At 53.8% G+C, this 1,747-nt stretch carries 1 rRNA gene; it reads right to left on the minus strand.

From position 1 onward, the window contains the following. Nucleotides 1-1,539: ribosomal RNA gene (locus HMPREF3145_RS01455) — 23S ribosomal RNA — on the minus strand; the annotation flags it as partial. Nucleotides 1,540-1,747: the final 208 nt, after the last annotated feature.

Here is a 1,747-nt window from a genome sequence, read left to right on the forward strand (position 1 = left end):
GGATCTGGGTGGTTAGTATCACCGCTTCGATACTGGGCGCGTATATACGGGTACGGGAATATCAACCCGTTGACCATCGACTACGCCTGTCGGCCTCGCCTTAGGACCCGACTCACCCTGGGAAGACGAACTTGACCCAGGAACCCTTAGTCATTCGGCGGATACGATTCTCACGTATCATTCGTTACTCATGCCTGCATTCTCACTCGCGTGCAGTCCACCGCTTCTTCCGATACGGCTTCACCCCACACACGACGCTCCCCTACCCATAGTAAAAACTATGCCGCGGCTTCGGCGGTGTGCTTGAGCCCCACTACATTGTCGGCGCAGAACCACTCGACCAGTGAGCTATTACGCACTCTTTCAAGGATGGCTGCTTCTAAGCCAACCTCCTGGCTGTCTTCGCGATCCCACATCCTTTTCCACTTAGCACACCCTTAGGGGCCTTAACCGGCGATCTGGGCTGTTTCCCTCTCGACTATGAAGCTTATCCCCCACAGTCTCACTGCAATGCTCAAACTTCACCGGCATTCGGAGTTTGGCTGACGTCACTAAGATGATAGTCCCGCTCGGCCATCCAGTAGCTCTACCTCCGGTAAGCACACATCACGCTGCACCTAAATGCATTTCGGGGAGAACCAGCTATCACGGAGTTTGATTGGCCTTTCACCCCTACCCACAGCTCATCCCCTCAGTTTTCAACCTAAGTGGGTTCGCGCCTCCACAACCTCTTACAGCTGCTTCACACTGGCCATGGGTAGATCACCCCGCTTCGGGTCCAGGACATGCCACTTGACACCCTCTTAGGATTCGCTTTCGCTACGACTACCCCACATAACGGGTTAACCTCGCGACATGCCGCTGACTCGCAGGCTCATTCTTCAAAAGGCACGCCATCACACACATACGGTGCTCTGACGGATTGTAAGCGCATGGTTTCAGGAACTCTTTCACTCCCCTCCCGGGGTACTTTTCACCATTCCCTCACGGTACTATTCACTATCGGTCACACTGGGTATTTAGGCTTACCGGGTGGTCCCGGCAGATTCACAGCAGATTTCACGAGCCCGCTGCTACTCGGGGAAAACATGATCAGACAACATGTGCAACGCCTTCACGTACGGGGCTTATCACCCGCTCCGGCACGCCATCCCAGACGTTTCCGCTAACGCACACACACCATCTTGCGGTCAGGTAGCCCGCAACGATCACACCCCACAACACCGCACACGCAACCCCTACCCAGGTATCACACGCACACGGTTTAGCCTCATCCGCTATCGCTCGCCACTACACACGGAATCACAAATTGTTTTCTTCTCCTGTGGGTACTGAGATGTTTCACTTCCCCACGTCACCTCCACACAGGCTATGCATTCACCTGCAGGTAACACCACACAACTGGTGTTGGGTTTCCCCATTCGGACATCCTCGGATCAACGCACTGTTGGCAACTCCCCGAGGCTTAACGCAGCCTCACACGTCCTTCATCGGCCCAGCATGCCAAGGCATCCACCATACGCCCGTAACACAAACCAACAATTACGGTCGCTACAAAAACTGCAGACAACTCAACAAACAAAAATTACACAAAAAGAACAAGATGCTCGCGTCCACTATACAGTTCTCACACAACACACACCCCACACCGGCCAACCACCACAACAGATGATCAACCAACAATGGAATGCCACAAAAAGGAACACACAATGTTGCCCCAGACACCCAACAGCATGCCAACACACCA

This window comes from Corynebacterium sp. HMSC05C01 (assembly GCF_001807155.1).
In the GTDB taxonomy this organism is placed as follows: Bacteria; Actinomycetota; Actinomycetes; order Mycobacteriales; family Mycobacteriaceae; genus Corynebacterium; species Corynebacterium coyleae.